At 61.4% G+C, this 20,197-nt stretch carries 22 protein-coding genes; 5 read left to right on the top strand and 17 right to left on the bottom strand.

All coding sequences use genetic code 11. The annotated features are described in order from the left end of the window. Window positions 1-29: 29 nt before the first annotated feature. From bamA to IE097_RS06405, 13 genes are all read right to left on the bottom strand, one after another. Window positions 30-2,309, bottom strand: a complete 2,280-nt coding sequence (gene bamA / locus IE097_RS06465; RefSeq protein ID WP_229797461.1) for an outer membrane protein assembly factor BamA — start codon at window positions 2,307-2,309, stop codon at window positions 30-32. A gap of 28 nt (window positions 2,310-2,337) precedes the next feature. Beyond that, complete coding sequence (gene rseP, locus IE097_RS06460; RefSeq protein ID WP_189459347.1) at window positions 2,338-3,681, bottom strand: RIP metalloprotease RseP; 1,344 nt, start codon at window positions 3,679-3,681, stop codon at window positions 2,338-2,340. Window positions 3,682-3,683: 2 nt separating this feature from the next. Beyond that, the gene (gene ispC / locus IE097_RS06455) at window positions 3,684-4,883 is read right to left on the bottom strand and encodes a 1-deoxy-D-xylulose-5-phosphate reductoisomerase (RefSeq protein ID WP_189459346.1); all 1,200 of its coding nucleotides are present in this window, start codon (window positions 4,881-4,883) and stop codon (window positions 3,684-3,686) included. Between the two features lie 18 nt (window positions 4,884-4,901). Further along, a complete protein-coding gene (locus tag IE097_RS06450; protein ID WP_189459345.1) occupies window positions 4,902-5,747 on the bottom strand; it encodes a phosphatidate cytidylyltransferase in 846 nt (281 codons plus the stop codon). Next, complete coding sequence (uppS, locus tag IE097_RS06445) at window positions 5,741-6,505, bottom strand: polyprenyl diphosphate synthase (protein WP_189459344.1); 765 nt, start codon at window positions 6,503-6,505, stop codon at window positions 5,741-5,743. The genes IE097_RS06450 and uppS overlap by 7 nt, the downstream gene beginning before the upstream one ends. A gap of 10 nt (window positions 6,506-6,515) precedes the next feature. Then, window positions 6,516-7,073 (bottom strand): ribosome recycling factor, encoded by a 558-nt coding sequence (frr, locus tag IE097_RS06440; protein ID WP_189459343.1) that lies wholly within the window; start codon window positions 7,071-7,073, stop codon window positions 6,516-6,518. Between the two features lie 94 nt (window positions 7,074-7,167). After that, complete coding sequence (gene pyrH / locus IE097_RS06435) at window positions 7,168-7,887, bottom strand: UMP kinase (protein WP_070526279.1); 720 nt, start codon at window positions 7,885-7,887, stop codon at window positions 7,168-7,170. Window positions 7,888-8,007: 120 nt separating this feature from the next. Next, window positions 8,008-8,886 carry a translation elongation factor Ts gene (gene tsf, locus IE097_RS06430; protein WP_189459342.1) on the bottom strand — a complete coding sequence of 293 codons (879 nt, stop codon included), beginning with the start codon at window positions 8,884-8,886 and terminating at the stop codon, window positions 8,008-8,010. A 108-nt stretch (window positions 8,887-8,994) separates the two neighbouring features. Then, window positions 8,995-9,714: a 30S ribosomal protein S2 gene (gene rpsB, locus IE097_RS06425; protein ID WP_189459341.1), complete on the bottom strand. Its 720-nt coding sequence runs from the start codon at window positions 9,712-9,714 to the stop codon at window positions 8,995-8,997. 171 nt (window positions 9,715-9,885) lie between these two features. Beyond that, window positions 9,886-10,683 (bottom strand): tetratricopeptide repeat protein, encoded by a 798-nt coding sequence (locus tag IE097_RS06420; RefSeq protein ID WP_189459340.1) that lies wholly within the window; start codon window positions 10,681-10,683, stop codon window positions 9,886-9,888. A gap of 11 nt (window positions 10,684-10,694) precedes the next feature. Next, window positions 10,695-11,663: an MlaD family protein gene (locus tag IE097_RS06415; protein WP_189459339.1), complete on the bottom strand. Its 969-nt coding sequence runs from the start codon at window positions 11,661-11,663 to the stop codon at window positions 10,695-10,697. Next, complete coding sequence (locus IE097_RS06410; protein WP_189459338.1) at window positions 11,644-12,210, bottom strand: P-loop NTPase family protein; 567 nt, start codon at window positions 12,208-12,210, stop codon at window positions 11,644-11,646. The genes IE097_RS06415 and IE097_RS06410 overlap by 20 nt, the downstream gene beginning before the upstream one ends. Continuing rightward, complete coding sequence (locus IE097_RS06405) at window positions 12,207-12,833, bottom strand: ABC transporter permease (RefSeq protein WP_189459337.1); 627 nt, start codon at window positions 12,831-12,833, stop codon at window positions 12,207-12,209. Before IE097_RS06405 ends, IE097_RS06410 begins: the two co-directional genes overlap by 4 nt. Window positions 12,834-12,974: 141 nt before the next feature. Here IE097_RS06405 and crcB point away from each other — a divergent pair, with 141 nt between their 5' ends. The 3 genes from crcB to trxB all read left to right on the top strand — a co-directional run bounded on the left by crcB (window position 12,975) and on the right by trxB (window position 14,719). Further along, window positions 12,975-13,364 (top strand): fluoride efflux transporter CrcB, encoded by a 390-nt coding sequence (gene crcB / locus IE097_RS06400; protein ID WP_189459336.1) that lies wholly within the window; start codon window positions 12,975-12,977, stop codon window positions 13,362-13,364. Then, window positions 13,364-13,690, top strand: a complete 327-nt coding sequence (locus tag IE097_RS06395; RefSeq protein WP_189459335.1) for a DUF190 domain-containing protein — start codon at window positions 13,364-13,366, stop codon at window positions 13,688-13,690. Before crcB ends, IE097_RS06395 begins: the two co-directional genes overlap by 1 nt. A gap of 75 nt (window positions 13,691-13,765) precedes the next feature. Further along, window positions 13,766-14,719 carry a thioredoxin-disulfide reductase gene (gene trxB, locus IE097_RS06390; RefSeq protein ID WP_189459334.1) on the top strand — a complete coding sequence of 318 codons (954 nt, stop codon included), beginning with the start codon at window positions 13,766-13,768 and terminating at the stop codon, window positions 14,717-14,719. 58 nt (window positions 14,720-14,777) lie between these two features. Here trxB and IE097_RS06385 read toward each other — a convergent pair whose 3' ends face one another. From IE097_RS06385 to IE097_RS19285, 4 genes are all read right to left on the bottom strand, one after another. Further along, the gene (locus IE097_RS06385; RefSeq protein WP_189459333.1) at window positions 14,778-15,167 is read right to left on the bottom strand and encodes a hypothetical protein; all 390 of its coding nucleotides are present in this window, start codon (window positions 15,165-15,167) and stop codon (window positions 14,778-14,780) included. Window positions 15,168-15,248: 81 nt separating this feature from the next. After that, window positions 15,249-17,363, bottom strand: coding sequence for an HDOD domain-containing protein (locus IE097_RS06380; RefSeq protein ID WP_189459332.1), 2,115 nt, complete (start codon window positions 17,361-17,363; stop codon window positions 15,249-15,251). A 127-nt stretch (window positions 17,364-17,490) separates the two neighbouring features. Next, on the bottom strand, window positions 17,491-18,066 hold the full coding sequence (gene dcd, locus IE097_RS06375) for a dCTP deaminase (RefSeq protein ID WP_189459331.1): 576 nt from the start codon (window positions 18,064-18,066) through the stop codon (window positions 17,491-17,493). Further along, entirely contained in the window at window positions 18,063-18,236 is a 174-nt protein-coding gene (locus tag IE097_RS19285) for a hypothetical protein (protein WP_229797460.1), read from the bottom strand. Before IE097_RS19285 ends, dcd begins: the two co-directional genes overlap by 4 nt. Between IE097_RS19285 and IE097_RS06370 the strand changes: the two genes are divergently transcribed. Continuing rightward, a complete protein-coding gene (locus IE097_RS06370) occupies window positions 18,226-18,684 on the top strand; it encodes a peroxiredoxin (RefSeq protein WP_189459330.1) in 459 nt (152 codons plus the stop codon). The two genes, IE097_RS19285 and IE097_RS06370, sit on opposite strands and share 11 nt — an antisense overlap. A gap of 73 nt (window positions 18,685-18,757) precedes the next feature. Beyond that, window positions 18,758-20,167, top strand: a complete 1,410-nt coding sequence (locus IE097_RS06365; protein WP_189459329.1) for a PhoH family protein — start codon at window positions 18,758-18,760, stop codon at window positions 20,165-20,167. Window positions 20,168-20,197 lie beyond the last annotated feature (30 nt).

Here is a 20,197-nt window from a genome sequence, read left to right as displayed (position 1 = left end):
CATATCGCTTCATACCGTTACCTCGCAACTTAGAACACCTTGCCAAGCTGGAACTGGAAGCGTTCGATTTGATCCCCTTCTTCCGACTTCAGCGGCACCGCGTAGACCAACTTGAGCGGACCAACTGGCGAAATCCAAGTGAAGGCAGCGCCGACCGAATATCGCATGGTGGCAAAATCGATATCTTCCCCTTCGCCCCAGGCATCGCCTGCATCGGCGAAAACCGACAATCGCATTGACTTGTCGTTCTTCACGCCGGGCATGGGGAACAGGAACTCGACGTTGCTGACCAGTTTGCGTGTACCGCCGATACCGTTTCCGTCTTCGTCCTTGGGGCCGATCGTGCCGTACTTGAAGCCACGAACCGTGTTAACGCCGCCGACATAGAAGTTCTTGTAGAACGGGTAGGTATTGGAACCGTACGAATCACCGTACCCGGCCTCAAGGTTCCACATCAAGGTGAATTCACTTGACAGCGGAATGAACAACTGGCTCTGCCCCTGGATTTTGTAATAATCCAGATCGGAAAACGGAAGCGAAATATCGCCGGCAACACGCGTATACCAGCCCTTGGTCGGATAGGAGCCACTATCCCGCGTATCCCGGGCCCACGACATGCTCAGCGGATAGTTATTGTATTGATTGCCGTTTTCCGCGACGAAATCCTTGATATACCCCGGGGATCCGTCGTTGGTAATCAGCTCAAGGTGCTCGTAATTGAGGCCAAAATTGATCCGGTTGGTTTCGGACACCGGAAAACCCATCGACATGCCGGCGCCATACGACGAAGTCGCGTAATCACCGATATCGAGGTCTGATGCGTCCGTTTCACGCTGATAAACGTTCCAGCCCAGCGACACACCGTCCGCCGTCGCATACGGATTGGTCAGCGCCAGCGAGTAAACCTTGTTCGATTGGCTGGTGTTGATTTCGGCTGTGAACTGCTTGCCGCTACCGAGGAAGTTGCTCTGCGAGAGCGACAAAATAACAACGACACCTTCCGATTGGCCGTAGCCGGCACCGATGTTGAACGAACCGGTCTTCTGCTCGGTCACGTGGACGTTCATGTCCACCTGATCCGTCGCCTCGGGAACGATCGGTGTATCAATGGTGACTTCGTTGAAGTAGCCGAGCTGGTTCAGCCGCTGCTTCGAGCGCTTGACCTTTGCGCCGTCATACTGCGCCGACTCGAGTTGCCGCAGCTCGCGGCGAATCACCTCGTCACGCGTCAGATTGTTGCCACTGATGTTGATGCGCCGAACGTAGACCTTGCGACCCGGATCAACGTACAAGGTAAACGCAACCGTGTGCTTGTCCTTGTCGATTTCCGGCACAGCATTGACGTTTGCAAACGCGTAGCCCTCGTTGCCAAGCAGATCCGAAATGGCCGAAGTCGTTTTGTTGAGCTTTTCACGCGAGAACACGTCGCCAGCCTTCAGCTCGATCAGCTTTTCGACATCCTCGCGCGGCACGACGGTATCGCCGACCAGCTTGATATCGCTGACGGTAAACTTGTCGCCCTCGCTCACATTGACCGTCAGGAACATGTCCTCGCGGCTTTCGGAGATGGCCACCTGGGTGGAGTCGATATTGAACTCGAGGTAACCGCGATCGAGATAGTACGAACGCAGCTTCTCGAGGTCGGCGCTGAGCGCCTGCTTCGAATACTGGTCGGTCTTGGTATACCAGGACATCCAGTTCGGGGTCGTCAGCGAGAACAGGTCGCCGATGTCACCGTGAGAAAAAGCCTTGTTGCCAACGACGTTGATCTGCTGGATGCGGGCGACTTCACCCTCGGAAATGTCGAACTGCACACCGACGCGGTTGCGCTCGAGCTTGGTGATCGTCGTTTTGATGATGACCGAGTAGCGGCCGCGCGAGTAGTACTGCTGCTTGAGTTCGTTGACGCCAGCATCAAGCACGGCCTGGTCGAAAATCCGCCCCTCGGCGAAGTTCTGGCCCTTCAGCGCGGTTTTGATCTGGTCCTTCTCAAGCAGCTTGGAGCCGTTGATGTTGATTTGCGCGATCGTCGGGCGTTCTTCAACCGTAACGATCAGTACGCTGCCATCCGTTTCGACGCGGACATCGTTGAAGAAGCCGGTGGCAAACAGCGACTTGATCGACTCGGTTGCACGGCTGTCGTCGAATCGATCGCCTACCTTGACGGGCAGATAGCTGAACACGGTACCGGGATCGGTCCGTTGCAGGCCTTCAACCCGGATGTCCTTGATCACGAACGGTGCCACGGCATGCGCGGCAACGCTTGCCGAGCCCAGTGCTGCAGCAAGCAGCAGATGAAGCGGTTTCAATGTCATTGTCGGTCGGATGCTGGCTCGATCAGCCCAGGAAAAGTCGGTGGATGTCGTTGAACAGCGCGAGCGCCATCAAGGCGAGCAAAAGGGTCAAACCGATACGTTGCCCGATTGCCTCGACCTGCGGCGATACGGGCCGGCCGGTCAAAAGTTCGACGACATGATACAACAAATGGCCGCCGTCCAGCAGCGGCACTGGTAGCAGGTTCAGCACTGCAAGGCTCAGGCTGATCAGCGCGAGGTATTCAATGAAGTTGCCCAGCCCCAGCCGGGCGCTTTCACCGGCATAGGTTGCAATGGTCAGCGGACCACTGACTTGATCGAGCGATGCCTTGCCGACAATCATCCGGCCAAACATCGCCAGCGTCAGTCGGGTCTGGATCACGATTTTGTCCACGGCAGCCGACAATGCTTGCACTGGCGGATACTGCAAGCGCACCTGGTACTTCTGCCACAGCTGTTCGTCGATCGTCGGCTCGAGTCCAAGCCGACCTATGCGATGCCCCTGCACGTCGACCGCAGCCGGCGTGACAACGATCGAGCGCTCAACCCCGTCGCGCCGAACAACAAGATCCAAAGGGATGGGGCCTCGCTGCAGGGCGGCCTGAAGACTCGACCATTGCCGCAGCACCTGGCCATCGAGTGAAACGATGGCGTCCCCCGCTCGCAAGCCGGCTTTCGCCGCAGCGCTCTCCGGTTCGACACGGGCAATCACGGTCGTCAATGGATACGGCGTGAACCCGAGACGAATCAGCAGTCGCGGCTCGTAAACCTCTCGCCCCAACTCCGCCAGCGGCAGCAGCCGCTCGACGACACGCGCATCGGCATCCCGCACTTCGACCCTCGCCGGCACCGCACTTCCTGCCACGTCGAGCAAGGCAACGAACGCCTCATCCCAACTGGCCACCGGTCGATCGGCAATCGACACGATCTCGTCACCCGGACGGAATCCGGCCCGGTCGGCAATCGAGGCAGGTGTCACCTGCCCGGCAATCGGCCGGATGGCGTCGACACCATGAACGTAAAGCCCTGCATACAGCAGCATCGCGAGAACGAGATTGGCGAGCGGCCCAGCAACGACAATCAGAATTTTCTTGAGCGGGTGCTGACGATTGAACGCCTGCGACATTTCGCCGGACGATACCGGCGCCTCGCGCTCGTCGAGCATCCGGACAAACCCGCCGAGCGGAATGGCGGCCAGCTGCCACTGTTCGTCGCCCCGTCGCCAACGCAGCAGTGGCTTGCCAAAACCGATCGAAAAGGTCAGCACCTTGACGCCGCAGCGGCGGGCCACCCAGTAGTGCCCCCACTCGTGCACCGTAACGAGCACACCCAGCGTAACGACAAAGGCCAGTATGGTGAGCAGCATTGTCAGTGGCGACTCAACCAGGCCTGCGAACGCTCGCGAGCCAGGCCATCGGCCTCCATCAGCGTATCGATACTGTTCGCGTGCACCTGACCAACACAATCGGCGAGGACCGCTTCGATCAACGCCGGAATGCCGGCATACCCAAGCCTGCGATCAAGGAAAGCGGCAACGGCCACTTCATTCGCCGCATTCAGCACTGCCGTCGCGGCGCCACCGGCGCGCAACGCGTCGAACGCCAGCCGCAGACAGGGAAAGCGGGCAAAATCCGGCGCCTCGAAATCCAGCCGCCCGACACTGAACAGGTCGAGCGAGGTGACACCGGACTCGACGCGCTCCGGATAAGCCATGCCGTACGCAATCGGCGTACGCATGTCCGGCGCCCCCAGCTGCGCGAGCACAGAACCATCGACGTATTCGACCATCGAATGCACGATGCTCTGCGGATGAACGACGACGGCGATATCGTCAACGCCGGCATTGAACAGCCAATGCGCCTCGATGACCTCGAGCCCCTTGTTCATCATTGAAGCGGAGTCGACCGAAATCTTGCGCCCCATCGACCAGTTCGGATGCTTGACTGCCTCTTCGGGTGTCACTTGTGCGAGCGTCTCGAGCGGACGCGTGCGGAACGGCCCGCCGGACGCGGTAAGCAAGATCCGTTTGACGCCCGCACCTCGCAAGCTACCCGCATAGGGCTCTTCCCGATAAGGGCGTGGCAACACCTGGAAAATTGCGTTGTGTTCACTATCGATCGGCAACAGCGTTGCACCGCAGCGGACCACTTCGTCCATGAACAGACGGCCGGCAAGCACCAGCGTTTCCTTGTTGGCGAGCAGGACCCGCTTTCCGGCGCGCGCAGCCGCCAGCGTCGGCTTCATGCCTGCAGCACCGACAATGGCGGCCATCACCATCGTCACTGCCGGATCGCTGGCCACAGCTTCGAGGGCAGACTCCCCGCACAGGACTTCGGTCTCGCTTCCCGACGCCAGCAGGCTGGCGCGCAAGGTGTCGGCAGCCGATTCGTCGAGCACAACGGCGTAACGAGGTGCAAACGTCAGGCACTGAGCGTGCAGTTTGTCGAGCTGAGTTGCACCGGTCAGTGCATAAACGCGAAAGCGCTCGGGATGGCGCGCGACGACGTCGAGGGTACTTACGCCGATGCTGCCGGTCGAACCGAGGACGGTCAGAACTTGTGGAGCCATGATTCAGCCTCGCCGGGACTATTGCCCTGGCACGAGATGGAACAACAAATAGGAAAGGTAGATCGCCGCGGCAACCGGCAGGATTGCCAGCAGACTATCGATACGGTCCAGTACGCCACCATGCCCGGGCAGCAACTGACTGCTGTCCTTGAGTCCGATCTGGCGCTTGAACAGCGACTCCAGCAGGTCACCAATGACACTAAGTGCCGTCAGCAGCAGCGCTACAAGCACCCAGACCACGGATGGAACGGCGTCACCGCCAACGAACGGCGTCTTGGGCACCAGCAGCGCATAGATGCCAACACCGACCAAGCCGCCAAACACGCCTTCCCAGCTCTTGCCGGGACTGATGCCGGGCGCAAGCTTGTGGCGTCCGAACGCCTTTCCGCTGAAGTAGGCCCCTGTATCGGCCACCCAGGCGATGGCCATCACGATGAGCAACACCCATCCGCCCATGCCCCCCTGGCGCAGGACCACCATTGCCAGCCCCGCCGGCAACAACACCGCCCAACCCAGCAAGGCATTGACATTGCCGCCGCGGGCCAGCAGCCATTTGGCCTTGAGCCAAACGGGCGCCAACAGCCCCCAGAACAAACAGCCGGCCAGCATCACCCCGAGCATCACGAACGGTGACGCCAAGACACTCAAACCGGGCATTGCCAACAACAGGAAAAACACTGGCGTCAACACCGGGTACAACCGGGCCGCCATGCCACCCATGCCCGCAAGGCGCTGCCATTCCCACGCCGCAAAACCGAGAATGACCGCAACGAAACCGATCCACGCCGTTTGCGGCAAAGCAAACAGGCCGACCAGAATCAATGGAATCAGGACCAGCGCCGTCAGTACGCGCTGCTTCAGCATGAGGAGGTCGCCTGAACTTGCTCGCTGGTGCGTCCGAAGCGCCGCTCCCGCCCACGGTACCAGTCAACTGCAGCACCGAATGCCGCAGCATCGAAATCCGGCCAGAGCAGATCGGTGAAATACAGTTCGGTATACGCCAACTGCCACAACAGGAAGTTGCTGATGCGCTGCTCGCCGCCGGTACGAATGAAAAGATCCGGCTCGGGTGCATAGGCCATCGACAGATATGGCGTCAGTTCGGCTTCGCCAAACGATGCCGCCTTGTCCGGCTCGGACTGCTGCAGGCGATGAACCGCCTGCAGAATATCCCAGCGCGCACCGTAGTCGGCAGCAATCGTCAGCGTCAGGCCGGCATTGTTCGCCGTCCTGGCTTCGGCGGACTCGATCCACTCACGCAGCTCGGCGGAGAAACGGTCGCGATTGCCGATAATTTTCAGACGAATGCCGTTCTGGTGCATGCGTTCGATCTCGCCCTGCAGCACCTTGAGGAACAGGCCCATCAGGAACGACACCTCGTCGTCCGGACGGCGCCAGTTCTCGTTACTGAACGCAAAAACGGTCAGGTAACGGACACCCAGTGCATCGCAGGTCTTCACCGTCTCGCGCAGTGCATCGACGCCCTTCTTGTGCCCGAAGACGCGCGGCATGAGCCGTTTCTTGGCCCAGCGGCCGTTGCCATCCATGATGATGGCAACGTGCTGTGGCACGCATGTATTGGCCTGCGGCACCGCAAGCGTCGAGCTGCAAAACTTGGTCACGAATCCGGCCTTATACCGTCATCAGCTCTTTTTCTTTTTCGGCGAAGACCTTGTCGACTTCGACGATGTAGCGATCGGTCAGCTTCTGAATGTCTTCCTGGCCGCGACGCTCGTCATCCTCGGAAATATCCTTGTCCTTGAGCAGCTTCTTGAGCTGGTCATTGGCATCGCGGCGCAGATTGCGAATGGCAACACGCGCATCCTCCGACTCGCCCTTCACAACCTTGATCAGTTCCTTGCGGCGCTCTTCGGTCAGCATCGGCATCGGAACCCGAATCACATCACCCATCGAAGCCGGATTGAGGCCGAGGTCCGAATCGCGGATCGCCTTTTCAACCTTGGCAACCATCGGCTTTTCCCAAGCCTGCACACCAATCGTGCGCGCATCCAGCAAGGTAATGTTGGCCACCTGATTGATCGGCGTCGGATTGCCGTAGTAATCGACCATGACATGGTCAAGCAGGCCCGTGTGCGCGCGACCGGTACGCACCTTGATCAGGCTGGTTTTCAGCGCCTCGATCGACTTCTGCATTTTGGTTTCGGCGTTTTTCTTGATTTCGGCGATCATTCTTTTGTCCTCACAGCACAAACGAAACAGGCGGATCGAGTCCGCCTGCTTGAGCATTCCTATCCGGCCAGGGCGGGCGAGCGCCCCGCGAAAATCAGCAGTGTACCAGCGTGCCCTCGTCTTCCCCAAGCACCACGCGCTTGAGCGCGCCGGCCTTGAAGATGCTGAAGACGCTGATGTTCATCTTCTGGTCACGACACAACGCGAACGCTGTCGCATCCATCACCTTGAGGTTGCGACCGATCGCCTCGTCGAAGGTGACGGTCTGGTAACGCACCGCATCCGGATTCTTCTTCGGATCATCGGTATAAACACCGTCAACCTTGGTGGCCTTGAGGACGATATCCGCACCCATTTCCATGCCGCGCAGTGCCGCCGCCGTGTCGGTCGTGAAGAACGGGTTGCCGGTACCGGCACCGAAGATCACCACCTTGTTTTCTTCCAGATAGCGGATCGCCTTGCCGCGGATGTAGGGCTCTGCGACCTGCTGAATCGTCAGCGCCGACTGCACCCGGCTGACGATGCCCGCATGGCGCATCGCATCCTGCAAGGCCAGGGCGTTCATCACCGTCGCCAGCATCCCCATGTAATCGGCCGTTGCGCGGTCCATGCCGGCAGCCGCCGGCGCCACGCCACGGAAGATGTTGCCACCACCGATGACCACCGCCACCTGCACCCCAAGATCGACCACGGCCTTCACCTCGCCAACGATGCGGTCAATGGTGGCCCGGTTGATGCCGTAACTGTCATCGCCCATCAGGGCCTCGCCGGAGAGTTTCAGCAGGATGCGTTTGTATTTGGGGGCTTGGCTCATGAGGATTCCTTTGTGCGGGCGCTCGACGACGCGATACTTGTATATTCTGGGTGCCGCCGATGACAGGCGGACAAACGCCGCGCGTTGCCGCGCGGCGTCAGTTACTTCTACAACAATAGCTTAAAGCTTGGCAGCGGCAGCAACTTCTGCAGCGTAGTCCACAACCTTCTTCTCGATACCCTCACCAACGACCAGCAGTGCGAACGCATTGACCTTGGCCGAGTTGGTTTTGAGCAGCTGCTCGATGGTCTGCTTGTCGTCCTTGACGAACGGCTGGCTCAGCAGTGTCACTTCCTTCAGGAACTTCTGCACGGTGCCTTCAGCGATCTTCTCGATCATGGCTTCCGGCTTGCCCGCTTCCTTGGCACGCTCGATCGCAACACGACGCTCGGTTTCGATCAGCTCGGCATCCACACCCGACGCGTCGAGCGACTTCGGCTTGGCGGCAGCGATGTGCATTGCGACGTCCTTGCCCAGCGCCTCGTCACCACCTTCGAGGTCAACCAGAACGCCGATCTTGCCGCCGTGCAGATAGGTTGCGAGCTGGCCAGCGGTCTCGTAGCGCACGAAGCGGCGCAGCGTCATGTTCTCACCCAGCTTGGCGATGATGGCCTTGCGCAGGTCTTCAACCGAAGCGCCGGAATCGGTTGCAACAGCGGCAAGCGCTTCAACATCAGCCGGGTTGGCAACGGCAACCGCCTTGGCAACAGCCGAAGCGAACTCGATGAAGCCGGCATCCTTGCCGACGAAGTCGGTTTCACAGTTGACTTCGACGATGGCGCCAACCTTCTTGTCGTCCGAGATGAACGCAGCGATCACGCCTTCGGCAGCGGTACGGCCAGCCATTTTCGAAGCCTTGTTGCCCGACTTGATGCGCAGCACTTCTTCGGCCTTCTTGACGTCGCCATCAGCTTCGACGAGCGCTTTCTTGCACTCCATCATGCCCAGGCCGGTCAGTTCGCGCAGTTCGGCGACCATCTTTGCAGTGATTGCTGCCATGTTGATTCTCCTGAATACGGTTCGGATACTGTATTGAATTCGGTTTACTGGCTTGTGAAAAAGGGGCTGAACGCCCCTTTTTCATTTCGGACTCGCGACAGAGGCGAATCAGGCCTGGGCTTCAGCAGCCGCAGCAACGATTTCCTGCACCGCCTGGTTGCGGCCTTCGAGCACCGCATCGGCAACGCCACGAGCGTACAGGCGGATGGCGCGCGACGAGTCGTCGTTACCCGGCACAACGAAGTCAACGCCTTGCGGGTCATTGTTGGTATCAACGATACCGATGACCGGAATACCCAGCTTCTTGGCTTCGACCAGCGCACCCTTCTGATAACCGGTATCGATCACGAAGATCGCATCCGGCAGACCCTTCATGTCCTTGATACCGCCGAGCGAGCGATCGAGCTTTTCAACTTCGCGCTGGATGTCCAGCAGCTCTTTCTTGCCATAGCCGCTGTTTTCGTCAGCGAGGATGGCTTGCAGATCTTCAAGACGCTTGATCGACTGCTTGACGGTCTTGTAGTTGGTCAGCATGCCGCCGAGCCAGCGGTGCGAGACGAACGGCATACCTGCGCGGGCAGCTTCTTCGGCAACGATGTCGCGAGCCGAGCGCTTGGTGCCCACGAAAAGAACGGTGCCCTTGTTGGCTGCGAGGCGGCGCACGTACTTCAGCGCTTCTTCGAACAGCGGCAGGGTCTTTTCGAGGTTGATGATGTGAATCTTGTTGCGGGCACCGAAGATGTACTGACCCATTTTCGGGTGCCAGTAACGGGTCTGGTGACCGAAGTGAACACCGGCTTCAAGCATTTCACGCATGCTAACGGACATTGGAACTCTCCAAATCGATAGGGTTATGGACTACCGTTCGCGCGACACCCTGACCAAACAGGGCACCCATATCGGGGCGAACCGGGAGAATGCTACGCACGACCCATGCCGTACGTAGCCCAAGAGTATAGCCCGAAATTGCAAGACCGCTCAAGCCCGGGCAGCTTCCACTCAGTGCGACCTGCAAGCCGGAACGGCCGCGACGGCGCAGATGCCGTCCAGCCGCCGAGCAGCCTGTGCAGAGAGCCCTTCATCGCCCGCCGCCAGTGCCAGCCGCCGCAGCAAAGAGAAGTCATCGGCCAGATAGGCCGGCTCCGCGAGTTGCCGATCCAGAACGATCGCCGCCTGCAGTGCCGAAAGCGCCTCTGCATTGCGCCCCAGCGCCCCCAGCGCCTCGGCCCGGATCCGTTCCGCATGCGCTCGCTCGACCGGCGATGCATCGGCCGACGCATCCGCCCGCACCAGCGCCGCAGCCGGATCCCCCTCGGCCAGCGCCAGACGTGCATCCAGATTCCGCAACGGTACGGCGATTGCACACGGCGACACGCACAATGCCTGAGCCTGCACCAGCCAGCGGCGCGCCGTCGGCACGTCGGCAACGGCAATCACCGCCAGCTGATATGCGGCTCGCGCCCGCTGGCCAGCAGGATACAACCCGTCCGCCGGCATTTCGGCCAGCGCCCGCGCCGCATCGGCCGGCCGCTGCAAGCGGACCAGCACCTGCGCCAGCCCCAGCCGTGCTTCGCCCACCCCCGTCCAGTCATCAATGGCACGCCGCAAATCCAGCGCAGATTGCCAGAGATCCGCCGCCTCTTCGTCGTTGCCGACTTGTGCCGCACGGTTTGCCGCCAATGCCGCGGCATCAGCCTTCTGCGCCAGAACCGGCCCAGGCTGGGTGGGCGCCCCCCCACAGGCGGACAGAATGACCAAACTGCCAAGCAGCAGTGTCGATACAGCAGCCCTGATCACGTCCGCCCTCCTCATGGCCGGCTCGGCGGAACAGGCGCACTGGTATCGGCTGGCGGCAACCAGTTTTTCAGCGGCCACGATTGCGATGCACCATCCAGCGCATCCCGACTCGTCTGCAGGACCGCATCGCCATTGCGCAAGATCGATGGCAAGCGCGGTGCGGCGGCGTCGACGGCGCGACGCGTCGTCACCATCATGGCCTCGGCCTCACTGGCCGCACGACTGGCATGCTGCAGCGTGCCGTCGATCCGGTCGAGCATCGTCGGCATGCGCCCCTGCAGCTCGGCGGCGATTGCATCGACCCTTGCCAGTGCCTGCTGCCCCGTTTGTGCGACTGCCGGCAGATCACGCGAGCTCAGCGCATTCAGGTTGACGATCAGCTGGTCGACCGATGCGCGTGTTTCGCGCAACTCGGCGGTCAGGCCGCGCACGTTCGCCAGCGTCTGGCGCAGATCACCGTTCGGGTCATTGACGATATCGAGCGTCGTCTGCACCGAGTCAATCACCGGAACGATACGCTGACGCAGGTCGAGCGCGATTTCCGACAAGCCCAGCGCCGGCGCGAACGTCAGCCGCCCCCCCTCCTTGATCGGCGCCTGATTCGGCGAACCGCCGGCAATTTCAATGTAGTGATCGCCGATCAGACCGTCCTGCTGCAGGATCGCCATCGAGTCGGGCTTGATCCATTTGATGTAACGCGCCTCGACAAGCAGATCGACGTCGACCTTGGCCTGCTCGTTCAGCGAGACCGCATCAACGACGCCGACCTTGAAGCCGGACAAGCGGACCTGCATCCCCGGCGTCAGACCGGCGCCATGCTCGGCCACGAAATGCAATTGGGTTTTGGGAACGAAATAACCCTGGCGCAGGCCGAGCACCACCAACAGCGCCAGCGCCATACCCAGACCGATCAGCACGAATGCGCCGACCCGCCAGCCCAGCCAGCGGAAACGGGGGTCGCTATCTCGCAGCAGCGGCATTGCATTCCTCGGTGTTTGTCGTGGGAAATTCAGGCAAGGCTTCGGCCTGCGGCAAGGCACCAGCCCCGAGCAACAGCACCGGGCATTGACGCGCCAGCGCACCGAACGCCTCTTTGCAATGGATGTTGGCAACCCCGCTCAGCCACGCCAGCCACTCAACCTCGACAACCAGCCACGTCGGCGCCTGTACCAGCGCCCGAACCAACGCCAGCGTACGGCATTGCGTTCGCGAGAGCGTCGACGGCAACGACGCCATCAGCCGGACACGCTCGCTGTCATCCGCCGCAACCCTATCCAGCGCCGCTGCAACGCGCCCCTCAAGGTCGGACATCGAGGCCGATTCATGGTACCACGCAGGCAAAATGAGGTTTTCCCACACCCGCAGATTGTTCACCAGCCCGCCCCCATCCTGCAGACAAGCCACCTTGCCCGGCTGAAGCCGCTGCAAGGCCGTCAGCGCGCGCTGACTTTCCGACATGCGCAGTTCGTGCTCAAGACCGTAAACCGAGCCCGGGCGGCATGCCGCGAAATCCCATTGCACGCTCACGACAGCAACACCCAGACAAGGTCAATGAAGAAGACGGCCAGCAATCCGCGCACCACGGCACTCGAGGAGGCCTTGGGAATCTCGGTCACATAGGGCGCAGCGCGTAAGCCGGAGAAACACGCCAGCGCTGCAGCGGCAAGGCCGAAGAGCAGCGACTTGCCGAGACACTCCAGCACAAGACCGAACTGAAGTACCTGATCGATCCGCTGCACCTGATAGCTGATTTCCCAGCCGGACGAAACCAGCGCGCCGCCGATCAGCGAAGCGCCAGCGAGATAGAACGACAACAGCGCCGACGAGACGCCGACCCCGATAATCCGCGGCATCACGATGTAGGCCGATACAGGAATGCCAATCGCAGCGAGACTGTCCAGCTCGCCATGGACACGCATCGCCGCAAGTTCGCTGGCGACCGCCGACGACGACCTGGCGATCAGCACCAGTGCGGCCAGCAAAGGGCTGATGTCGCGGAAACTCAACGTCGCCAGCAGGCGCATCGACGCCTCGCGACTCTGTCCGTACTGTCCGTGCAGCAGCAGCAGCACGATCCCCCCGAGCGCCACACCGATCAGCAGCATGATCCATGCGGCCTGGTTGCCGGTGAAATACAACTGTTTGAGCACGACGCGGCGCACCGGCGGCCGGCGCAACTGTCCAAGAAGGGGCAACAACGCAAAAAGTTTGGGGAACACGGATCAGACGACTCGCTCTGGCGAAGGCGGACTCTATAATCGCCGGCATATCCGACGATCTTGATACCGACTATGAACTATACCAGCCTGATTTTCATCGGCATCGGCGCAGCGCTTGGCGCATGGGCACGCTGGGGATTGTCGATCGCACTCAACCCGCTGTTTCCGACCGTGCCGGCCGGCACACTTGCCGCCAACTGGGTCGGCGGCTACCTGATGGGACTGTCGCTCGGCGCATTCACGCTCTGGCAAGGCATTTCCCCCGAAATCAAACTGTTGATCACGACGGGTTTTCTGGGTGGACTGACGACGTTTTCCACCTTTTCGGCCGAGATAACCACACTCATCCTGCGCCAGCAGTTCGGCTGGGCCGTCGCCGCAATCGGCCTGCATGTCGGCGGCTCGTTGACGCTAACGTGGTTGGGTCTCAAGACCGTCGCGGCACTGAAGGGAGGCATGTGATGCAACTGGTCCGCTTCTATCTGACACAAACGCGCCGCCATCATGGCGTGCTGCTCTACGAATGGCTGCTCAAACAGGCACACGCACAGGGCGCCAGCGGCGCAACCGCATTTCATGCACTCGCCGGCTTCGGCCGCCATGGCTGGCATGAAGCAACCTTCTTTGAACTCGCCGGCGACGTACCGGTCGCAGTCGAAGTCATTGCCAGCAGCGACGTCATTGCCCGACTCCTTGCAACGATCACTGCGGAGCAACTGTCGCTCCCATACCTGCAGGTTCCGGTCGAACTGCACGTCACCGGCGAGCCCGGACAATCGGATCAATAGGCATATTCGATTAGATTGCCCGACTGCGACTGATTTAGACTATCCACCTTTGCGCCCCTCTTCATAGGAATGCCCATGGCCACCAAGCACGCCAGTCTGTTGATTCTCGGTTCCGGCCCGGCCGGCTACACCGCCGCCGTCTACGCCGCTCGCGCCAACCTGAACCCGGTGCTGGTGACCGGCCTGGCCCAGGGCGGCCAGCTGATGACGACCACCGATGTCGACAACTGGCCCGCCGACGCCGACGGCGTTCAGGGGCCCGAGCTGATGATGCGCTTCCAGAAGCATGCGGAACGCTTCGGCACCGAAATGCTCTTCGATCACATCCACACGACGCACCTGAACGAGAAGCCGATCCGTCTGGTCGGCGATGCCGGCGAGTACACCTGCGACGCCCTGATCATCGCGACCGGTGCTTCGGCACAATACCTCGGCATTCCGTCCGAAGAAGCTTTCGCCGGCCGCGGTGTATCGGCCTGCGCCACGTGCGACGGCTTCTTCTACCGAGGCCAGAAGGTCGCCGTCGTCGGCGGCGGCAACACCGCCGTTGAAGAGGCGCTCTACCTCGCCAACATCGCAGCCCACGTCACGCTGGTCCACCGCCGCGACACCTTCCGCGCCGAGAAGATCCTCGTCGACCACCTGATGACCAAGGTTGCCGAAGGCAAGATCTCGCTCGAACTGAACCAGACGCTCGACGAAGTGCTCGGCGATGCCAGCGGCGTGACCGGTGCGCGCCTGAAGTCGAGCCAGGATGGCGCGACCAAGAACCTCGAGGTGGCCGGCGTGTTCATCGCCATCGGCCACAAGCCGAATACCGACATCTTCCGCGGCCAGATCGAGATGGACAGCACCGGCTACATCATCACCAAGGGCGGCCGCGACGGTGGCGCCACCGCGACGACGGCGCCGGGCGTGTTCGCTGCCGGCGACGTGCAGGACCACATCTACCGTCAGGCCGTCACCAGCGCCGCCTCGGGTTGCCAGGCTGCACTGGATGCCGACAAGTACCTGGAAACGCTGCGCTGATCGCTCCGCAGCCTTCGTCAAAAAGCGCACCCCGGGTGCGCTTTTTGTTTCCGTCCGATCAGGCGACCCTGAGGACCACACCAATCAGCAGCAGCGCCAGCACCGCGCAGAACCAGACCTGCACTCTGCCACGCCGTCGCAACACCTCGATTTCGCCGATCATTCGTGCATTCTGCCCGGCGAGCTCGTCGAGAAGCCGGGTCGACGCCTGCAGTCCTTCATGCAAGGTGATCAGCTCGTGACGGTTTTCTTCGACAAGGCGCTCAAGCCGGGCGATCCGGGCGGCGTCGTCAGGCGCGGTTGCGGCATCGATGACGATTTCGCGCGGCGGGTCGATTGATCGCGCCTTGGTGAACAGCTTTTTGGTTGCATCGATGATCTTCGGCGTGTTTTCGATCACCTGCCCCCAGGGAATCGCCTGCAAGGCGACCAGCCAGTTAATTGCCATGTGTCACCCCGATTGCATGTTGATTCATTGCCCGTCCATCGCATTGTCGATGCCGGACTGACCACCGAAAACCGGCCGCGTTCACGACTGGGCACTGCGAATAGCCATCAGCGCCTGATTGCGCAGCGTTTTGAGCAGATTCAGTGCCTCGTTGCCGATGCGCAAACTTCCGGCCTGCCGGCGGTCTCCGTACAGCAAGCCGATGACCTGCTTGTCGAACACCAGCGGCAACACGATGAAGGTTCGCGCCCCCAGGCGCTGCGCATGCCACGCCGGTATGCGGTCGCGGATGGTCGCATCACGGGTGTCCTCGATCAGGATGTCGGCATTGCGTTGCAACGCAACCTGGAAGACGTCGGCAACCGGCCCCAGTTCAACCTGGAAGCCGGGCATGACCCTGGCGATGTCTTGGCCGAATCCGAACCGGCCGACGATGGCCTGACGCTTGGGGTCACGCGTGCACAGCAGCACGCGGTCGAACCCGATTCCGCGGTACATCGTCTCGAGCACCATGCGCAGCAGGTCGTTGAGCCTGAAGCTACCCACCAGCGTATCGGCGATGTCCTGCACCCCCGCAGCAAGAATGGCGGCATGTGCCGGTGCCGCGTCTTCGAGTGTCGTCTCCAGCCGGGCACGGTCGATCGTATCCGGCCCGTCCGTTGCCGCCTGCAGACGGGCTGCGTCCAGCTCGTCCAGCCGGTGAAGCAGCGCACTGTTTCCTGCCGTGATGCCCAGCGCGCGCAAATAGTCGCGAAACTGTGCCGAGACCTCTTGCAGCGTCGTGTTCAATTCGTCGAGCGACAATCCGGTCGCCGGCAGATAGCGGCGCTGCAGGTGCTCCAGCCGTCCGGTGCCGGCGTGATCGGACGGGTCGAGCACGGCCAGCAGCTCGCTGCCGAGATTCGCATACTGCCGCAAGCGTTCCTGCTCGGTCTGCGCCGGCCGCACATTACCGTCAGGCAGTGTCTGCATGCTGCGGCAGATCCGCTCCGGAAAGTGCCACTGCCTGGCCACCCCGCTGCCGAGCTCGGCGAAATCCAGCCCCAGCACCGACTTGGCGGCAACGGCCTCACGCCGCCCCTCGCGACAGCGCTGGTCAATGCGCAGGAAATCGTCGGGGAAGTAATAGATGGCCAACAGCCGCCCGAGGTGATGGAGCATGCCGCATACCAGCACTTCTTCGCTGTCACGCGCGCCACCGCGGCGATACAGCGCCCGGGCAAGCAGCCCGGAAAAAAAGGCCCGCAGCGTGGCTTCCTTGATGCTCTGCGCCTGATTCTTGTCGTGCAGGTGCTCGAACAGCAACACCGTCACCGCCAGACTGCGGATTGTGTTGAACCCGAGGATCACGATGGCCCGCGACACGGTACTGATCGTGCCGCCGTACTGGCCGTAGATTGCCGAATTGGCCAGCCGCAACAGCTTGTTGGTCAGTGCAAAATCCCGCAGCACCACGTCGGACAGACCCTGCAGATGTTCGGCATCGCCGCCCTGGATCTGGTTGAGGCTGCTGATCGCCTGCGAGAGCGCCGGAAAATCGCTGGTCCGTTGCATTCGCCGCAGCAGCTTGTCGAGCGTTCCGCCTTCTGTGGCATCGCCGCCACCTTGCGTTTCCAGCCAGTGCCGCAACCCTCTTGACCAGGCCTCGATACCCCCCTTTCTGTCGGCAACGAGGCCCCGCAACTCGCCCAGCTCGGGCTGCACCGCGGCATTGCCAAGCACCTGCTGCAACAGATCCGCCGCAGCAGACAAGGCATCGGCGTTGCGAGACCCGGGAACCGGCAACAACCTGGGCTGACCACTGGCATCGATCAGTAGCGACTCACCAAATACCAGCGCCAGGCCTTGGCTTTGTGCGTCCTGTTGCACGGCAAGCCCGTCCAGCACCCACGACACGGCCACCCCCGGCGCAACCGGGCCTTCACGGCGCAGGCGCTGCCGCAACGGCTCGGCCGCGACGTCATCCAGGACCAGCCAACAGGCGTCGGAATGGCGCACCACCTCGACGGGCGTCAACAGCTGCGGGTGCCGCAGCGCGAGCAGCTGCCGGCAAAGGCTGTCGTCGCATGGCGACGGCAGCGCAAGCAGCAACACCGCCTGCCCCGACTGCACGTTCCGCCCCCTGTGCAATGCCCATTGCGCCCCCTGCAACAAGGGGTCGTCAGCCTCATAGCGTGCCTGCAAGCGTATTGTCATGCGCCCTCCTGTTTGCACTTATAGCGCGCGCTCAAACGGGGTGTCATGTCCTGCACACATGGACGCAACAAAAAAGCCGCCGGTGAACATCCGGCGGCTTCGGGCTCGTTCCTGGAACGCAGGCGAATCAGGTTTTCGGCAGCGTCACGCCGCTCTGGCCCTGATACTTGCCGCCGCGATCGCGGTAGCTGGTTTCGCAGACATCGTCCTCGTCGGCCTCGAAGAACAACACCTGCGCCACGCCTTCGTTGGCGTAGATCTTTGCCGGCAGCGGTGTGGTGTTGGAGAACTCCAGCGTTACATAGCCCTCCCACTCCGGCTCGAACGGCGTGACGTTGACGATGATGCCGCAGCGCGCATACGTCGACTTGCCCAAGCACACCGTCAGTGCGTTGCGTGGAATGCGGAAGTACTCGACCGTTCGGGCCAGCGCGAACGAGTTCGGCGGAATGATGCAGTAGCCCTTGCCCGAGACGTCGACGAAGCTGTTCTCGTCGAAGTTTTTCGGGTCAACAATGGTGCTATTGAGGTTGGTGAACACCTTGAATTCGTCGGCGCAGCGGATGTCGTAACCGTAGCTCGACGTGCCGTAGGACACGATGCGCTCGCCGTTCACTTCCTTCACCTGCCCGGGAATGAAGGGTTCGATCATGCCGTGCTCTTCGGCCATGCGCCGAATCCACTTGTCCGACTTGATGCTCATTGCAATACCCTGGTTGATTTCATTGGAATGGCCGGCATTTTACCGGCACTGAAGCGCGCGGGATACACGACTCTTGCCGCGCCCGCCGACTTGCCCTCGCCGCCTTGATTGCCGACAATCAAGACAGACAATTCATAACGAGAAGGAGAACCCTCACCGATGCCCAGCACGCCGTGCCCCGCCCTCAACCTGCCAACCACCAGTGGTGGCGTATTCGACACAGCCGCCCTCAAGGGGCAGTCCTTCGTCCTCTACTTCTACCCGAAAGACAGCACCCCCGGCTGCACCGTCGAAGGCAACGACTTCCGCATCCACCATGACGACTTCGAGGCCGCCGGCGTCAGGGTTTTCGGCATCAGCCGGGACAGCGTCAAGTCGCACGAAAATTTCAAGACCAAGCAGTGTTTTCCGTTCGAACTGGTTTCCGACCCGGAGGAGATCGCCTGCGAAGCATTCGGTGTCATGAAAATGAAGAACATGTATGGCAAACAGGTGCGTGGCATCGAGCGCAGCACCTTCGTCATCGATCGGGACGGCGACATCGTCAGGGAGTGGCGAGGCGTCAAGGTCCCGGGGCATGTCGAGGAAGTCCTCGGCTTTGTCCGGACACTGAAGTAAACGAAGCGGCGCGTGCGCCGCTTTTTTCATGGCTGCTGCAACCGCACAGCACCAACCAGCAAGGGGAAACGATATGGCTGCCCGCAAGCCTCGCCGCAAGGACGACACCAAGCTGTTCGTACTCGACACCAACGTGTTGATGCACGATCCGACCTCGCTGTTCCGTTTCCAGGAGCATGACCTCTTCCTGCCGATGATGACGCTGGAAGAACTCGACAACAACAAGAAGGGCATGTCCGAAGTCGCCCGCAACGCCCGTCAGGCCAGCCGCTTCATGGAGGAACTGGTCGCCGGACGCGAGCACAGCCTGCACGAAGGCGTGCCACTGGACGGCCCGAGCAAGGGCCAGGCCAGCGGCCGGCTGTTCCTGCAGACCGAAGCGATCACCAGCGTGCTGCCGTCGCAACTGCCGATGGGCAAGGCCGACAACCAGATTCTCGGTGTCGTGCACCATCTGCAGCAGATGCAGCCCAAGCGCCAGGTCATTCTGGTGTCGAAAGACATCAACATGCGCATCAAGGCCCGCACGATGGGGCTGGCGGCCGAGGACTACTTCAACGACAAGGTGCTCGAGGACACCGACCTCCTCTACACCGGCATGCGCGAGATCGACCAGACGTTCTGGGAAAAGAACGGCAAGGACCTGCAGAGCTGGCAGGAAGGCGGCCGCAGCTACTGGCGGATCAAGGGGCCGGACGTCATCGACCTCTATCCGAACCAGCTGCTGTACCAGCAGGGCGAGACACCGTTCATTGCCCGCGTTGCCGAGATCGACGGCAAGAGCGCGCTGATCGTCAGCCTCAAGGACTACTCGCACCAGAAGAACGCCATCTGGGGCATCCTGGCACGCAACCGCGAGCAGAACTTCGCGCTCAACCTGCTGATGGACCCGGAAATCGACTTCATCTCGCTGCTCGGTCAGGCCGGCACCGGCAAGACGTTGCTGACATTGGCGGCGAGCCTCGCTCAGACGCTGGAAACCAAGATCTACAGCGAGATCATCATGACCCGGGTCACCGTGCCGGTCGGCGAGGACATCGGTTTCCTGCCGGGGACCGAAGAGGAAAAGATGCAGCCGTGGATGGGCGCGCTCGAAGACAACCTCGACGTGCTGAACCAGACCGACGCCGAGGCCGGCGACTGGGGACGTGCCGCGACGCGCGACCTGATCCGTTCGCGCATCAAGGTCAAGTCGCTCAACTTCATGCGCGGCCGCACCTTCCTCAACAAGTTCCTGATCATCGACGAAGCGCAGAATCTGACACCCAAGCAGATGAAGACGCTGATCACCCGCGCCGGCCCCGGCACCAAGGTCGTGTGTCTGGGCAACATCAGCCAGATCGACACACCCTACCTGACCGAAGGTTCGTCCGGTCTCACCTACGTCGTCGACCGTTTCAAGGGTTGGGGCCATTCGGGACACATCACGCTGCAGCGCGGCGAGCGTTCGCGCCTTGCCGATTATGCGGCGGAAACCTTGTAGACCTCGACCGCCAGGATCGTCCGGCATCCG

The sequence above is a fragment of the Jeongeupia chitinilytica genome, assembly GCF_014652315.1.
Classification (GTDB): Bacteria; Pseudomonadota; Gammaproteobacteria; order Burkholderiales; family Chitinibacteraceae; genus Jeongeupia; species Jeongeupia chitinilytica.
This window is presented reverse-complemented; position numbering and strand designations above follow the sequence as displayed.